Origin of the sequence: Bacillus sp. FJAT-42376 (genome assembly GCF_003816055.1) — a bacterium.
GTDB lineage: Bacteria > Bacillota > Bacilli > Bacillales > Bacillaceae > Metabacillus_B.
This window is the reverse complement of sequence record NZ_CP033906.1, coordinates 1,387,507-1,401,383: the sequence shown is the minus strand read 5'-3', so window position 1 is coordinate 1,401,383 and position 13,877 is coordinate 1,387,507. Positions and strand designations below refer to the sequence as shown.

14 protein-coding genes and 1 riboswitch are annotated in these 13,877 nt (G+C 46.6%); of the genes, 8 read left to right on the top strand and 6 right to left on the bottom strand.

The window, feature by feature from the left end; genetic code table 11:
• Positions 1 to 26 precede the first annotated feature (26 nt).
• Both CEF21_RS07155 and CEF21_RS07150 read right to left on the bottom strand, forming a co-directional pair.
• The gene (locus CEF21_RS07155; protein WP_123914561.1) at positions 27 to 989 is read right to left on the bottom strand and encodes an L-lactate dehydrogenase; all 963 of its coding nucleotides are present in this window, start codon (positions 987 to 989) and stop codon (positions 27 to 29) included.
• Positions 990 to 1,193: 204 nt separating this feature from the next.
• On the bottom strand, positions 1,194 to 1,481 hold the full coding sequence (locus CEF21_RS07150; RefSeq protein WP_123914559.1) for a hypothetical protein: 288 nt from the start codon (positions 1,479 to 1,481) through the stop codon (positions 1,194 to 1,196).
• Positions 1,482 to 1,597: 116 nt separating this feature from the next.
• On the opposite strand from CEF21_RS07150, the gene CEF21_RS07145 reads away from it, so the two are divergent.
• The 6 genes from CEF21_RS07145 (at position 1,598) to CEF21_RS07120 (ending at position 9,101) form a co-directional block, all read left to right on the top strand.
• Positions 1,598 to 2,437, top strand: a complete 840-nt coding sequence (locus CEF21_RS07145) for an endo alpha-1,4 polygalactosaminidase (protein ID WP_164462114.1) — start codon at positions 1,598 to 1,600, stop codon at positions 2,435 to 2,437.
• Positions 2,438 to 2,937: 500 nt separating this feature from the next.
• A complete protein-coding gene (locus CEF21_RS07140; RefSeq protein ID WP_123914555.1) occupies positions 2,938 to 4,038 on the top strand; it encodes a CdaR family transcriptional regulator in 1,101 nt (366 codons plus the stop codon).
• 101 nt (positions 4,039 to 4,139) lie between these two features.
• Positions 4,140 to 5,552, top strand: a complete 1,413-nt coding sequence (gene glcD / locus CEF21_RS07135) for a glycolate oxidase subunit GlcD (RefSeq protein WP_123914553.1) — start codon at positions 4,140 to 4,142, stop codon at positions 5,550 to 5,552.
• The gene (locus tag CEF21_RS07130; protein WP_123914551.1) at positions 5,549 to 6,883 is read left to right on the top strand and encodes a (Fe-S)-binding protein; all 1,335 of its coding nucleotides are present in this window, start codon (positions 5,549 to 5,551) and stop codon (positions 6,881 to 6,883) included. Before glcD ends, CEF21_RS07130 begins: the two co-directional genes overlap by 4 nt.
• A 103-nt stretch (positions 6,884 to 6,986) precedes the next feature.
• The gene (locus tag CEF21_RS07125) at positions 6,987 to 7,445 is read left to right on the top strand and encodes a nucleoside deaminase (protein ID WP_123914549.1); all 459 of its coding nucleotides are present in this window, start codon (positions 6,987 to 6,989) and stop codon (positions 7,443 to 7,445) included.
• Positions 7,446 to 7,652: 207 nt separating this feature from the next.
• Entirely contained in the window at positions 7,653 to 9,101 is a 1,449-nt protein-coding gene (locus CEF21_RS07120; protein ID WP_123914547.1) for an MDR family MFS transporter, read from the top strand.
• A gap of 72 nt (positions 9,102 to 9,173) precedes the next feature.
• Here CEF21_RS07120 and CEF21_RS07115 read toward each other — a convergent pair whose 3' ends face one another.
• A complete protein-coding gene (locus CEF21_RS07115) occupies positions 9,174 to 10,016 on the bottom strand; it encodes a dimethylarginine dimethylaminohydrolase family protein (RefSeq protein WP_241156782.1) in 843 nt (280 codons plus the stop codon).
• A gap of 163 nt (positions 10,017 to 10,179) precedes the next feature.
• On the opposite strand from CEF21_RS07115, the gene CEF21_RS07110 reads away from it, so the two are divergent.
• Positions 10,180 to 10,476, top strand: a complete 297-nt coding sequence (locus CEF21_RS07110; RefSeq protein WP_123914545.1) for a hypothetical protein — start codon at positions 10,180 to 10,182, stop codon at positions 10,474 to 10,476.
• Between the two features lie 23 nt (positions 10,477 to 10,499).
• Here CEF21_RS07110 and CEF21_RS07105 read toward each other — a convergent pair whose 3' ends face one another.
• From CEF21_RS07105 to CEF21_RS07095, 3 genes are read right to left on the bottom strand one after another with little or no spacing between them, the layout of a single operon-like run.
• On the bottom strand, positions 10,500 to 10,736 hold the full coding sequence (locus CEF21_RS07105) for a hypothetical protein (protein WP_123914543.1): 237 nt from the start codon (positions 10,734 to 10,736) through the stop codon (positions 10,500 to 10,502).
• Positions 10,737 to 10,756: 20 nt separating this feature from the next.
• Positions 10,757 to 11,218, bottom strand: coding sequence for an MgtC/SapB family protein (locus CEF21_RS07100; protein ID WP_123914541.1), 462 nt, complete (start codon positions 11,216 to 11,218; stop codon positions 10,757 to 10,759).
• A gap of 25 nt (positions 11,219 to 11,243) precedes the next feature.
• Positions 11,244 to 11,654: a CBS domain-containing protein gene (locus tag CEF21_RS07095; RefSeq protein WP_123914539.1), complete on the bottom strand. Its 411-nt coding sequence runs from the start codon at positions 11,652 to 11,654 to the stop codon at positions 11,244 to 11,246.
• Positions 11,655 to 11,798: 144 nt separating this feature from the next.
• A riboswitch (cyclic di-AMP (ydaO/yuaA leader) is annotated at positions 11,799 to 11,939 on the bottom strand.
• 343 nt (positions 11,940 to 12,282) lie between these two features.
• On the opposite strand from CEF21_RS07095, the gene CEF21_RS07090 reads away from it, so the two are divergent.
• Entirely contained in the window at positions 12,283 to 13,464 is a 1,182-nt protein-coding gene (locus CEF21_RS07090; protein ID WP_123914537.1) for a NupC/NupG family nucleoside CNT transporter, read from the top strand.
• Positions 13,465 to 13,877: the final 413 nt, after the last annotated feature.

Sequence of the window (13,877 nt, the reverse complement as noted above, 5' to 3'; positions counted from 1 at the left end):
TTTCATGCAGAAATGCCTCTCTTTTTTTATTCGTTTTCCTCATCAAAATGCAGCTTCAAAGTATTCTTCAGCACCTCTGCACTATGGCTGAACCGCTTTTTCTCTTCCTCATTCAAATCCAGTTCAATCACTTCTCTAATGCCCTCCCGGTTAATCACAGCCGGAACCCCGATATAAACCCGATCTTCTCCATACTCCCCCTCAAGCAAAGAGGAAACCGTCAGAACACTGTTCTCATTATGAAGAATAGCCTTTGTAATTCGGACAAGCCCCATCGCAATCCCGTAAAACGTAGCCCCTTTTCTTTTAATAATTTCGTATGCCGCATCCCGGACATGAATAAAAATTTCATCCAAATCTTCTTTCTTATAGGACGCATCCCGCTCGATCCGCTTTAAAACAGGAACCCCCCCGACATCAGCTGCGCTGTATACCGGAAGCTCACTGTCGCCATGCTCGCCAATGATATACGCATGGACATTAGTTGGGGCCACCTGAAAATACTCTCCCAATTCATATCGGAATCTTGCTGTATCCAAAATCGTTCCGGAACCGATGACCCGCTCTTTCGGCAGGCCGCTGTATGCCCACGTCGCATACGTCAGGATATCGACAGGATTCGTTGCCACAAGAAAAATCCCATTAAATCCGGCATCCATTACTCTGCTTACAATCTGTTTGAAAATCTTCAAATTTTTATCCACTAAGTCCAGACGGGTTTCACCAGGCTTCTGATTCGCACCCGCACAAATCACAACTAAATCAGCGGTTCGGCAATCTTCATAGGTGCCGGACTGAACATGGGTCGGATACGGCGCAAACACCTTCCCGTGATTCAAATCCATCACATCGCCCATCGCTTTCTCTTCATTCATATCAATCAGCACTAATTCATCCGCAATCCCCTGATTCATCAAAGCAAACGCATAGCTCGCTCCAACAGATCCTGTCCCAATCAGTACAACCCGGCTAGTTTGTACGCCTGTCATTCGGCTTCATCCTTCCTTAGTGTTTAGACATGTGTTTGGTGTTTGGTGTAAAGCTGGGTTACTATGATGCTTGGGTTTGTTATTAAGCTTTGGTTTGTTATTAAGCTCTGGTTTGTTATAATGCTCTCGTTTGTGAATTAATTCACATTTATATTTTACTGCACCTGTGATTATTTTCCAATGGGAACCCATGATAATCTATGACTATTTTGTTACTGTTTTTATGAGAGTTGCCGGTGCTCTGCCATGTCCGGCATTCTTGCCTGGCATCGCCAGCTTTTGTCTCCATGTCCGGCATTCTTGCCTGACATCGCCGGTTTTTTTTCCATGTCCGGCATTCTTGTCCGGCATCGCCAGCTTTTGTCTCCATGCCCGGCATTCTTGTCCGGCATCACTGCTTTTTTCTGCCATGTCCGGCATTCTTACCTGGCATCGCCAGCTTTTTTCTCCATGTCCGGCATTCTTGTCCGACATCGCAGCTTTTTTTGCCATATCCGGCATCCCTTTTTCAAAAGCCAAAGATCCTCATCTGCAGCATACATATTAATAGACTCAAGAGAAATGTATGGTAAGTTTAAAAAAAGAACGGTTATAAAGGGATGAACCCATTGAATAGAAAATTTGTACTGCTCGCAGGCTGTGCCACACTTATACTTTTTATCATTCTCGGATCCTCTTTGTTTCTTATAAATAAACAGAGGAACCAGCTTTTTGAGATTTCTTCTTATAAAATTTACTATGATGAACCATCCCGGGCTGTAGTGAAAGAAATGTCGCGGTATCCATTGGTCATCATCGAACCCGTTTACTATACGAAAAAACAAATAGCCGAAATCCAGGAAAACGGAACACTTGTATATGGATATATCAATTCCATGGAATCGGACAAGTGGAACGAAGAACTGTTCCGGCAGTTTGAGGATCAGGATTTTTATAGAGGCGATCATGGAGAACGGGTCTATATAAAGAAATGGGATGCATATTTAATGAATATGACATCCGATCATTACCGGAGCACACTTTTGGAAGAAATAAAAAATCAGATTATAGATAAACAGCTGGATGGAGTGTTTTTAGATACGGTGGGAGACATTGATGATTATTTCATTGATGACCCGAAAGAGATGGGACGCCAGCAGACGGGACTGATTCAACTCTTGAAAGAGCTTGAGAGCCGCCAGATTTCCGTCATTCAGAATTGGGGGATGAGAACCCTGCAGAAGACAGCTCCTTACATTGACGGTTTTATGTGGGAGGACTTTCAGTATTCTGAAATCATGATGGATGACTGGTCGCGAAAGTGGATGAAGAAAACCCGCCGATTGGCCGAAGACTATGAAATAGAAATCTTTACCGTATCCGAAAAAGAGAAGAGAAAAAGTGAACAGCTATCTGAGGATCAGGGATTTATTCATTATTATGCTCCGCGCGGGTATGAGGAATGGTGATAGATGGGGCCTGTTAAAGCAGAGATAAAAATGCCGGGCCCGGCCGGGGTCTGTCCCCTGATATTTTACCGTACGAAAGCTCTGGCACCTTCCTCTGCAAGTCTTTGTCCTTCAAGGCTTCAAGCGCACACGGTCTCCTTCCCCCGCTGCGGTGAAGCGGAGCGGGACTGGCACCGTGCCAGTCCCCTGATATTTTACCGTACGAAAGCTCTGGCACCTTCCACTGCAAGTCCTTGTGCTGCAAGGCTTAGGCACACCCTGGTCTCCTTCCCCCGCTGCGGTGAAGCAGAGCGGGACTGGCACCCTGTCCCTGTTGACCACTCCCAATCACACCCGCCACTTCCAACCATCAACCGCTCCCTAACACCCGCCACTTCCACCCACCACCTCCAGCTACCGGACCCAATACCACCTCCAGCATAATTTCCTGCCGCGGATGATTCCGCAAGAGCCGTCTTTGGTATAATGGGCGCAGAAGAAATTGAAAAGGAGGATGTACGATGCTGCTGCCTGCCCTTGCCGCTAAAATTGTGGAAGAAGTCAAAAAGGTGATTGAGGAGGATGTAATCGTTGTAACTCCTGAAGGAACGATCATTGCAAGCACGGATGACAGCCGGATGGGCGACTTCCATGAAGGGGCGAAAATGGCTTCGCGCGAAAAGCGCAAGGTCATCATTTCCAAAGAAGATGAACAGACACTTGCGGGTGTCAAAGCGGGAATCAACCTTCCCGTATTTTTTCAGGGAGAAGTGGCCGGCGTGATCGGCATCACCGGGATCCCTGAAAACATATCCCCTTTCGGAGAAGTCATCCGGAAAATGACTGAGCTTCTTGTGAACGAAAATTACTATACAGACCAATTAAATTGGGAAGCCCGGACCCGGGAAGCCTTTGTTTTTGACTGGATTGAGCTGAAGAAATGGACTCCGTCTTTTATGGACCGCGCCCAGATGCTGAATGTAGATCTAACCGTTCCGCGAATGGCGGCGATCGCCGTTTTGCCCGATGAAGATCTCCACTTTAAACACATTGCTTCTGTGATTCAAACATGGCAGAACAGTTACCCGGCCGATCTTTTTGTCCAATGGGGCAACAACCGGATTGTGATGGTCTTTCAGGCTGGGGACAAGGCATATGCGAGAAGCCGGGCTGCAGCCATTCACGAGTATCTGGAGGAAAAGCTTCAGACCCGGGTTTTGATGGGAGCCGGAAAGGCTGTCCCCTCCGCTGATTTGTCTGCTTCCTATGCACAGGCAGAGCGCGCATTGAACTCACCTCGGGGGAAGCAGCGGATTATTTTCGATGAAGACTTGACGATTGAAATGCTGCTCGGTGACATCTCTTCTGAAACGAAAAAAGAGTATATAGAACGCACCCTCGCCCCCATGCTGCCAGAGGAGGACCTGCTGCGTACATTGATTGTGCTGTTTGAAATGGATCATTCTTTAAAGAAAACAGCCGAAGCTCTTCATATCCATATTAATACGCTTCATTACCGGCTGAAAAAAATCGAAGATCTGACAGGACTGAACCCTTCCAGGCTTAATGACGCTCTCATTCTCTATCTGGCTGTCATCTTTATGGATAAACATCCAAAATAAACGCGGGTTTCCACCACTATTTTTAGAGGAATCTACATAGATGGCGGGACCCGCTTTCTTTTATACTTAGAGAAAACGCTTACCTTTACAGGGGGATCGCTATGCTGAACTTAGAATTCAAAGAAAAACTGATAAATGCTGTCGGCAAAAGCAACGTGGAGGACTCGAAGGCAAGCAGGCTTGTGTATTCGTATGACGCAACACCGAATTTTCAGGCGCTGCCCGATGCGGTCGTATCACCAAGGTCTGCTGAGGAAGTGTCACTGGTGGTAAAGCTTTGCGGACAATACAACGTCCCGATTGTACCAAGAGGTTCGGGTACAAACCTATGCGCAGGCACCTGTCCGACGGAAGGGGGGATTGTGCTTTTATTTAAGCATATGAACAAAATCCTTGAAGTCGATGAGGAAAACCTGACTGTGACGGTCCAGCCTGGAGCCGTTACATTGGATATCATCCATGAAGTCGAGGCGCGCGGACTGTTTTATCCTCCCGATCCAAGCTCTATGAAAATCTCCACGATCGGAGGGAATATCAACGAAAATTCCGGAGGGCTGCGCGGATTAAAGTACGGTGTTACCCGTGATTACGTCATGGCACTTGAGATTGTACTTGCCAATGGAGACATCATCCGGACAGGCGGAAAGCTTGCGAAGGATGTGGCCGGGTATGATTTCACCCGGTTGTTTGTAGGCTCTGAAGGGACGCTTGGAATCATGACGGAAGCAACATTAAAGCTGATTCCAATGCCGGAGACAAAGAGCACGATGCTTGCTCTTTATCAGGATCTGGAGGCCGCAGCAAGATCGGTTTCTAAAATTATCTCCAATAAAATCATTCCGGCTACACTGGAGTTTTTGGATCAGCCTACACTGCAGGTGGTTGAAGACTTTGCCAAAATCGGACTGCCGACGGATGTAAAAGCGGTCCTTCTCATCGAACAGGACGGCCCGGCTGATCTCGTTTCAGGAGATATGCTGAAAATGGCGGACATCTGCAAGCAGGAGCAGGCTGTTTCCGTTCAGCTGGCCAAAACAGCTGAAGAAGCCGAGGCTCTGCGAACGGCAAGGCGCTCCGCATTGTCCGCGCTTGCCCGTCTGAAGCCGACAACCATTCTGGAAGACGCGACCGTTCCAAGATCAGAAATTGCGAAGATGGTGGCCGCGATTAATGAAATAGGCGAACGATTCAATGTACAAATCTGCACGTTCGGCCATGCCGGCGACGGGAACCTTCATCCTACGGTTGCAACCGATGCACGGGACCACGATGAAATGGAACGGGTGGAACAAGCGTTTGCCGCTATTTTCGAAAAGGCCATTGAACTTGGCGGAACGATTACCGGTGAACATGGCGTCGGGGAAATGAAGGCGCCGTATCTTGAATTAAAACTCGGAGCGGCAGGCATTCATGCTATGAAGGCTGTCAAACAGGCCCTTGATCCAAACGGAATCATGAATCCAGGGAAAGTATTTGCGAAGGACACAAGAAAAAGGGTGGTTGTGTCATCATGACAACGGTACAGGAACGCGAAAAAATCCAGACACAGTTCAAAGAGCGCATGAATGAAGATGAATTGCTGAACTGTATGAGGTGCGGCTTTTGCCTTCCCTCCTGCCCGACTTATATTGAATCAGGCTTTGACGAAGCGCACTCACCAAGAGGACGGATTGCCTTGATGAAAGGCGTGGTCGACGGTTTGATTGAACCGGATGAAGACGTGGAGCGGTCCCTGAATCTTTGCCTCGGCTGCCGTGCATGCGAGCCGGTTTGTCCTTCTGGTGTGAACTATGGGCATTTGCTTGAGGAAGCCCGGGATATTATCAATCAAAATAAAAAGCACTCATTGCCTGTCCGGGTCATGCGGAAGGCTGCCTTTCATCATTTATTCCCTCACCAGAACCGGATGAGACATGTAACCGGTCTGCTTGGCTTTTACCAGCGTTCAGGATTGCAGAAGCTCGCTCGGAACACAGGCGTGATGAAGCTGTTTCCTGAAACGCTTGCGACGATGGAAAAAGTGCTCCCTTCCGTTCCGACGATGAAAGAAATGAAAAACCGTCCGGAATTTTTGCCATCCAGCGGAAAGACCGCTAAACGTGTCGCTTTTTTCAGCGGCTGTTTGATGGACACCATGTTTATGGAAACAAATAATGCGACCGCTAAACTCCTTCAGGCGGCCGGATGCGAAATTGTCATCCCGAAAAACCAGGCATGCTGCGGCGCGCTTCACGGGCACAGCGGCGAAAAAGCGGAAGGCAAAGAGCTCGCGAAACGGAATATTCAAACCTTTGAGGAGCTGGACGTGGACTACATCATCACAAATGCCGGCGGCTGCGGAGCCTTCCTCATTGAATATGATCATCTTCTCCACGATGAACCGGACTGGCACGATCGGGCAAAAGCCTTTTCATCGAAGCTAAAGGACTTTACTGAGGTACTGATTGAATGCGATTTTCACAAGCTTATTCCGCTAGCCCTTCCGCCGGCCATCATGACGTACCAGGACTCATGCCATTTGAGGAATGTCATGCACACCTCTTCTGCTCCGCGCCGCCTCCTCCATGCGATTAAAGGCGCTGAATTCCGGGAGATGAAGGATGCAGACCGATGCTGCGGATCGGCGGGAATCTATAACATTGTTGAATCCGAAATGAGCATGCAGATTTTAGACCATAAAATGGAGCAGGCAAAAGCCTCCCAGGCAGCCATTATTGTCACCGCCAACCCCGGCTGTCTTCTCCAAATGCAGCTTGGAATTGAACGGGAAGGCCTTTCCGGCAAAGTAAAAGCCGTGCATTTGGCCGATTTGCTGGCAGAAGCCATGAAAAAACCTCATGAATAACGTTGAGGTTTTTTCCAATGCTCTGCTTTAACCAGCTGAAAGACATAACTTTTCTTCTCAAAGGGAATGACTGGAGTAAATCAAAAATTCAGGAGGGAACGTTTTGGAAACGACTCGTTATCTAACAAGGGCCGTCGAACTCGCCTGCAAAAATGTATCCGGGCATGGCGGAAATCCATTTGGCGCTGTTATTGTGAAAGAAGGAAAAGTGATTGCAGAAGGGGTAAATGATGTGGCCGCAACGTCCGATCCAACCGCCCACGCCGAAATCCAGGCCATCCGCAGCGCATCAAAAACACTTGAAACATCTGATTTATCCGGCTGTACCGTTTACGCAAGCGGACAGCCTTGCCCGATGTGTTTAAGCGCTATGTATTTCAGTAAAATCAAAGAAGTGTATTTCGCCTACTCAAACGAGGATGCGGAGCCATTTGGCTTTTCAACCGCTCCGATTTACAAACAGCTTGCCCTTCCGATCGGACAGCAGTCCCTTCCAATCTGGCAGGCTGAAGCAGAGGATGCGGAAAACCCTTACGAGCTGTTCCATAAGCTGAAAGAATGATAACGAAGGAGGGAATGCATCTTCCCTCTCTTTTTTTTGTTAAACTTGGCTGTTGATTTCCGTTGAGGGCGCTCGCCTTCCGTTCTAGTTAAAAATCAACTTCTGTCTTGAACAGAGCCTTATAGTAAATAAGCTGATTTTCTTCCAATCATCTTAAATTTAATGGTAAACTTTTCTTTATTGTCATGGTGTAAGGGAGATTTTAACATGAGGAAAAAAATTATGGGCGCCCTGCTGCTCGTAACCGTTCTTGCCGCAATGGAAGGAACGATTGTCAGCACGGCGATTCCGCGTATCACAAGTGATTTATCCGGAATTGAACTGGTGAGCTGGGTGTATGCAGTCTATATGCTGGCTACAGCGGTTTCCGCTCCGATTTACGGAAAGCTTGCCGATTTATTCGGTCGGAAAAAAATTATGGTGTTTGGCATTATCCTGTTTTTAATTGGGGCCGCTCTGTGCGGTATTGCATTCACGATGGAGCAATTGATTATCTTCCGCGCCATCCAGGGTCTTGGTGCCGGTGTTGTCATGCCGGTAACGATGACCATTATCGGGGATTTGTATACCGAAACGAAAGACCGCGCCAAAGCACAGGGCTGGATCAGCGCCGTCTGGGGAGTGGCGGGCGTGCTTGGTCCCCTTCTCGGAGGCTTTATCGTCGATACGATGTCCTGGCGCTATATTTTCTTTTTGAATCTTCCGTTTGGTTTGGTTGCCTTAGTCATGCTCCTGAAGTTTTACAGGGAAGACGCCTCAAAGGAAAAGCAGAGCATCGACTATTTGGGCGCAGCGGCGTTTTCCATCGGAACGATCTCTCTTCTTTATGCCCTCCTGTCCGGCAGCCAGTCTCAGGATTGGAGCAACCCGGTCATAATCAGCCTTTTTGCAGCGGCTTTGGCGGTATACGGGGCATTTGTCTGGATCGAAAAACGAGCCGCAGAACCGATTATCCCGCTCAATTTGTTTTCCAACAAGCGGGTGCTCATTGTGAACATGCTGACGCTTCTCACCGGAGCCGTCATTATCAGCATTACCATCTACCTTCCGATTTGGAGCCAGGGGGTATTGGGGAAAAGCGCCACAGCCGCAGGATTCATTCTCATGCCGATGCCGGTTTGCTGGACGTTTGGATCAATTATTGCAGGAAACCTTGTCGGCCGCCTGAAAGCCCAGGCCATTATTACGATGGGAACGGCCATTTTAAGCGCCGGCGCTTTTCTTCTATTTTCACTGTCCGCCCAGTCACCCGAGTTTTTCATTTATGCATCGATTGGAATGATGGGTCTCGGTATGGGTTTGATCACCCCCATTTTTATGCTGATCATCCAAGGGTCCGTGCCTTCAAATAAAAGAGGATCTGCCGTTGCACTCAACACATTCATCAGCACCTTCAGCCAGACACTCGGTTCAGCCGTTTTTGGAACCATTTTTAATCTGGTCACACTCTCCCAGGCAGGGAAAGGCAATCTTAACCTGAACGCGTCCTTCGACCACGGGAATGTGCCGGCGGAACAACTGGAAGGCTTGCAGGGAATCCTTGCATCAGGTGTTCACTTTATCTACGGAGGAACGCTGATTCTCGCCCTTCTCAGCTTTGGAATGTCATGGCTGCTTGTGAAGGTAAAAGACAATGCCGTGCAGGAAACGCTATAAAAAGGCTGACCCGGAAGTCAAATGGCTTCCGGACCAGCCTTTTTTTGCGGCCTTAGAATGATTTTAAGGACATTACCCATCCCGCCTTAGCGGCAGCGTGCAGCACCGGAATGCTCCTCCGGACTTAATAATTTCCGATAAATCCGTTTCGACTACTTCGTATCCCCACTCTCTCAACCGATCATTTGTGTGCGTATTGAGCGGAAGGGCAATAATTTTTTTATTTCCAATAGAAAAAACGTTCACACCCAGCCTGAACTGATCTTCTTCCTTCACTTCAATCACTTCGAAACGGGACTTAATCCAATCAATGTCTTTTTGCTCCAGCGCTTCCGGAAAAAGAAGCGCCTCCTTTTCTGAAATCATGTTAAAGACACAATCTAAGTGCAAGTATTCCTTTTTAATCGGAATCGGCTGTATTTCATAGCCGGGAAGATGGCTCTCGAGCATCTTTACACTGTCGGCCGAGGTCCTCTCACTGATGCCTACATAGACCGTTTTTCCGTTAATCAGAACATCTCCGCCTTCAATTCCGGAACCTTTTAAATCCACATAATCTACTTCTGCCCGGTCGAGCCAGGCCTTCAATACGCCCTCTTCCCCCTGGCGGATATCCATTTCCATATTCGCAATAAACAATGTGCGGCCGATCGTAAAGCCGATATCTCTTGTGAATACCTGCTCAGGAAACCGTTCGTCCGGTTCCAGAAGATGGGTTTCGATTCCATGCTCCTCCAAAATGCGGACGAATTCCTTATGCTGCCTGACTGCTTTTCCGGCATCGAGCTCCTCATCCTGATATTCCTTCTGGGTTTCATTGATAATGTCTTCAATTTTCATATATACCGGCGGGCATAACAGAACGCTTCTTAGAGCGGCAAATTCATTGGAACAGCTCGGTTGTATGGTCTTCACTTTTTCAGGTCCTCCTCATACGGGAATGTATGAAAAGTAGTGTTTCCCTCTTTATGGGGTTTCATGACTCTGACGGGATTTTGCGCCTGAATATTCGGGTATATGAATGATTGTATCAAGCGCATAATAATGGGTAAATCCATAATAGGAACGGGGATTAAATATGTATAACCGAATTGAAAATTTAAAGAAGAACCTTCCGGAAAAACATCAGAATATCGCTGTATTAACAGGACACATCTTTGAGGCTTTTGATCATCTCATTGAGGAGCACCGCCATTATGTGGGGGTAAATGCCACAGCGAAAATTCAGCCGAATCCGGATGAGGAACGGACATTTTTCGAAACGATTAATCAAGTGAAACAAATCATTTTAACGGAGCTTGAAAAAACAGCAGAGGATATCGGCCATAAAGGGGATAAAAACTGGGTGAAAAACTATCCGGACGGGGTTGAATAACGAAGGGGTGAATGCCCCCCTTCTTATTCTATCCAGACTTTATATAGAAAAGAGCCGTTCTCAGAGCGTTTCTCGGTCCCGATTTTAGCTCCTGAATCAGAAGCCAGAAGAAAAGAAAGGACATACGCTACTTTGTGATCAGGTGTCGAGTATCCATCGTACAGCTTCGCAGACATCTCATTGGCAATGGAATCTGCCCACAATTCAGCTTCCCACAGTGTTTCAAACAAACGGTCCTCATGCTTCCATCTCTTCTCCATAAAAGTCCCCCTGTTTCTGTTTATTTCTGCATATATATTTTATCGTTTGCCATTACTTTCTGGGAAGCAGGAATTTTATGATGCTGATCAATCCATTTCGCCATCGGCCTGAGAATGCTGTTCACAGCCACTACAACCGCTGTTCCCGCAGCGGCGAGAAGCAAAAATCCTGACCCGGCAAGTGTTCCCACTGCGGCCGAGCACCAAAGAGTCGCTGCTGTATCAAGCCCTCTCACTGTCAGCCCTTCCCTTAAAATGACCCCTGCACCAAGGAAGCCAATCCCGCTAACTACCTGTGCCGCAATTCTCATACTGGAATGGCCGTCTCCCAGTGCTTCAAGAAGAACAAAAAGACAAGCCCCAACGGCGACGAGCACATTCGTCCTAAGGCCTGCTAAACATTGATGCCATTGCCTTTCAATTCCAATGATGATTCCTAAAAACAGTGCCGTCAGAAGCCTCGCGATCATTTCCAGTTCCATTTATTCTTTCCCCTTATCGAACTCATTAAATTTTGTTAAAAAGCTGTTCCGCACAGTATTCAATAATTTCTCTCCGCCGGATCATGCCGATAAAAATTCCCTGGTCATCAATAACCGGAACAAAATTTTGCTCCATTGCCCTGGAAATAATCTGCTCCATTTTTGCATGAATCAAAACCGGTTCATTTTTTTTATGCATTTCGACCTCTTTAAGGCTGATTTTATGTGTGCTGTCAAAGCTTAGATTGGGGGTGTTCTTCATTTTCCACAGCAAATCCCCCTCCGTCAGCGTTGCCACATATTTTCCCTTTTCATCTAACAGCGGCAGAGCCGAATATCGGTGATACTCCATTTTTTCCAATGCCTGGCGCATCGTTGCATGAATCGGCAGATGGACCACTTCTTTTTTTGGAATTAAGAAAAAGGCTATATTCATTTGTATCGAAACTCCTTTATATCAAGTCTTATCTTCATTCATCTTCTATTCATTTATTCCATAACAAAAAGACCTCCTGCGCGGCTTCCGGTCTGCTGTGTAAAAAAGACAGCAAAAAAAGCCCCTGTAATAAGGCGGTCTCAAGACCTCCTTCGCTTTAGCCGACGAAGTTAGCTGACGGGCAGGATGGCGAAAGAGTGCTTCATCCTTTCTGCATAAGCAGAATTAGCCCCGAAAAATTGGTTCCTCCGTTCCCGTCTGCACGGGATTAAGCCACTATATTTGCATGTCTATATTACTCCCTCCCATTGCCCTATGTAAATGTGAGATTTTGACTATTATTGATCATGTTTGCGTTTTATTCTCCGTTATCTCCAGTATGCTTGCCAGTCCTTCTCTTTTCTGAAAATATAAGCGAAAGGAAGAAAACGAATTCATTTTTCTTTCCATAACCCCTTCCCTATTGTCTGTAAACCAGTATAATAGGAAAGGGCAAAAAAGCAGCAGAGAGACAAAAAGATTTTTGCTGCGGATTTGTACAAGTTAGGGATTGTTTGGGAAATGATAAACTGTACACTCTTTCAAACCCTCGTCATCATCAGGCTTATTACATAAGGAGGTTGCTGCTTTGAGTATCATTATTTCACTGGTTGGAATCGTCATCATTTTGCTGCTTGCGTATTTGGCGAGTAACAATAAAAAGCAAATTAAGTACAAACCTATAATCATTATGCTTGTGCTGCAAATCGTTCTAACGTTTATTCTCTTGAATACAGGGATTGGGTTATTCATTATCAATGGGATTTCAGCTCTGTTTACCAAACTTTTGGAATATGCAGCAAGCGGGATCAACTTCGTATTCGGTGGAATCGCCAATCCGAAAGAGATGCCTTTCTTCTTAAATGTTCTTCTCCCGATTGTTTTTATTTCAGCTTTAATCGGGATTGCCCAGCACATCAGACTGCTGCCGATCATCATTAAGTATCTTGGATTGGTTTTAAGCAAAGTGAACGGCTTGGGGAAACTTGAATCCTACAATGCGGTGGCATCTGCCATTTTCGGCCAATCCGAAGTATTCATCTCGGTTAAGAAACAGCTCGGCCATCTTCCGGACCACCGTTTGTATACACTGTGCACTTCCGCTATGTCGACCGTATCCGCCTCCATTCTTGGTGCATACATGACAATGATCGATCCTAAATATGTCATTGTGGCCCTTGTCCTGAACCTGTTCGGCGGTTTTATCATCGTGAACATCATCAATCCTTACGATGTCGCAGACAGCGAAGACTTCATCGAGGTGCAGGAAGGGGAAAAACAAACCTTCTTCGAAATGCTCGGCGAATACATTATGGACGGCTTTAAAGTCGCCATTATTGTTGGAGCCATGCTTCTCGGTTTCGTTGCCCTGATTGCGGCCATCAATGATCTGTTCAGCATCATTTTCGGAATCAGCTTCCAGACCATGCTCGGATACGTCTTTGCACCATTTGCTTTCATCATCGGAATTCCGGCGGGAGAAATTGTACAAGCCGGCACCATTATGGCGACGAAGCTTGTCTCCAACGAATTTGTTGCCATGCTGGACCTTGGGAAAATGACGGATCTGTCTGCCCGGACAACCGCCATCATCTCCGTATTCCTCGTCTCCTTCGCCAACTTTTCCTCCATCGGTATCATTACCGGTGCGGTGAAAGGACTGCACGAACAAAAAGGAAACGTAGTTGCCCGCTTTGGACTAAAACTTCTTTACGGTGCAACATTGGTAAGCTTCCTATCCGCAGCAATCGTTGGAATGCTGTTGTTTTAATCAAACGATGCGGCGCTATTGCGCTGCATCGTTTTTTTTTGGTGGAGAATCGGGCTGACTTTTTCGTTTATGATGAAATTTTTTTATTTATGATGAAATTTTTGGCATTTATGATGAATTTTTCTTATTTATAATGAAAAATGGCTGACTTATGCTGAATCCTCTGAAATACAACACGCTGCACCTAATTTTTAGGTTGAGAATGGCTGACTTTTTTATGTAATTGCTGACCCTTTGATATTAATTGCTGACTTTTAACCGTTAATTGCTGACTCTCCAGCTACAATTGCTGACTTTTATCCTTTAATTGCTGACTTCCCAGCACTAATTGCTGAATTCTGAGCGTTAACTGCTGACTTGCCATCCTGAATTGCTGACTCCACCTTGAATGGCTGACTCCACCCTGAATTGCT

Excerpts from the sequence above, each read along its gene's own strand:
- CEF21_RS07110 (WP_123914545.1), top strand. The coding sequence starts at position 10,180 with ATGTATAACCGAATTGAAAATTTAAAGAAGAACCTTCCGGAAAAACAT.
- CEF21_RS07130 (WP_123914551.1), top strand. The coding sequence starts at position 5,549 with ATGACAACGGTACAGGAACGCGAAAAAATCCAGACACAGTTCAAAGAG.
- CEF21_RS07140 (WP_123914555.1), top strand. The coding sequence starts at position 2,938 with ATGCTGCTGCCTGCCCTTGCCGCTAAAATTGTGGAAGAAGTCAAAAAG.
- glcD (WP_123914553.1), top strand. The coding sequence starts at position 4,140 with ATGCTGAACTTAGAATTCAAAGAAAAACTGATAAATGCTGTCGGCAAA.
- CEF21_RS07150 (WP_123914559.1), bottom strand. The coding sequence starts at position 1,481 with ATGGCAAAAAAAGCTGCGATGTCGGACAAGAATGCCGGACATGGAGAA.
- CEF21_RS07105 (WP_123914543.1), bottom strand. The coding sequence starts at position 10,736 with ATGGAGAAGAGATGGAAGCATGAGGACCGTTTGTTTGAAACACTGTGG.
- CEF21_RS07155 (WP_123914561.1), bottom strand. The coding sequence starts at position 989 with ATGACAGGCGTACAAACTAGCCGGGTTGTACTGATTGGGACAGGATCT.
- CEF21_RS07120 (WP_123914547.1), top strand. The coding sequence starts at position 7,653 with ATGAGGAAAAAAATTATGGGCGCCCTGCTGCTCGTAACCGTTCTTGCC.
- CEF21_RS07100 (WP_123914541.1), bottom strand. The coding sequence starts at position 11,218 with ATGGAACTGGAAATGATCGCGAGGCTTCTGACGGCACTGTTTTTAGGA.
- CEF21_RS07095 (WP_123914539.1), bottom strand. The coding sequence starts at position 11,654 with ATGAATATAGCCTTTTTCTTAATTCCAAAAAAAGAAGTGGTCCATCTG.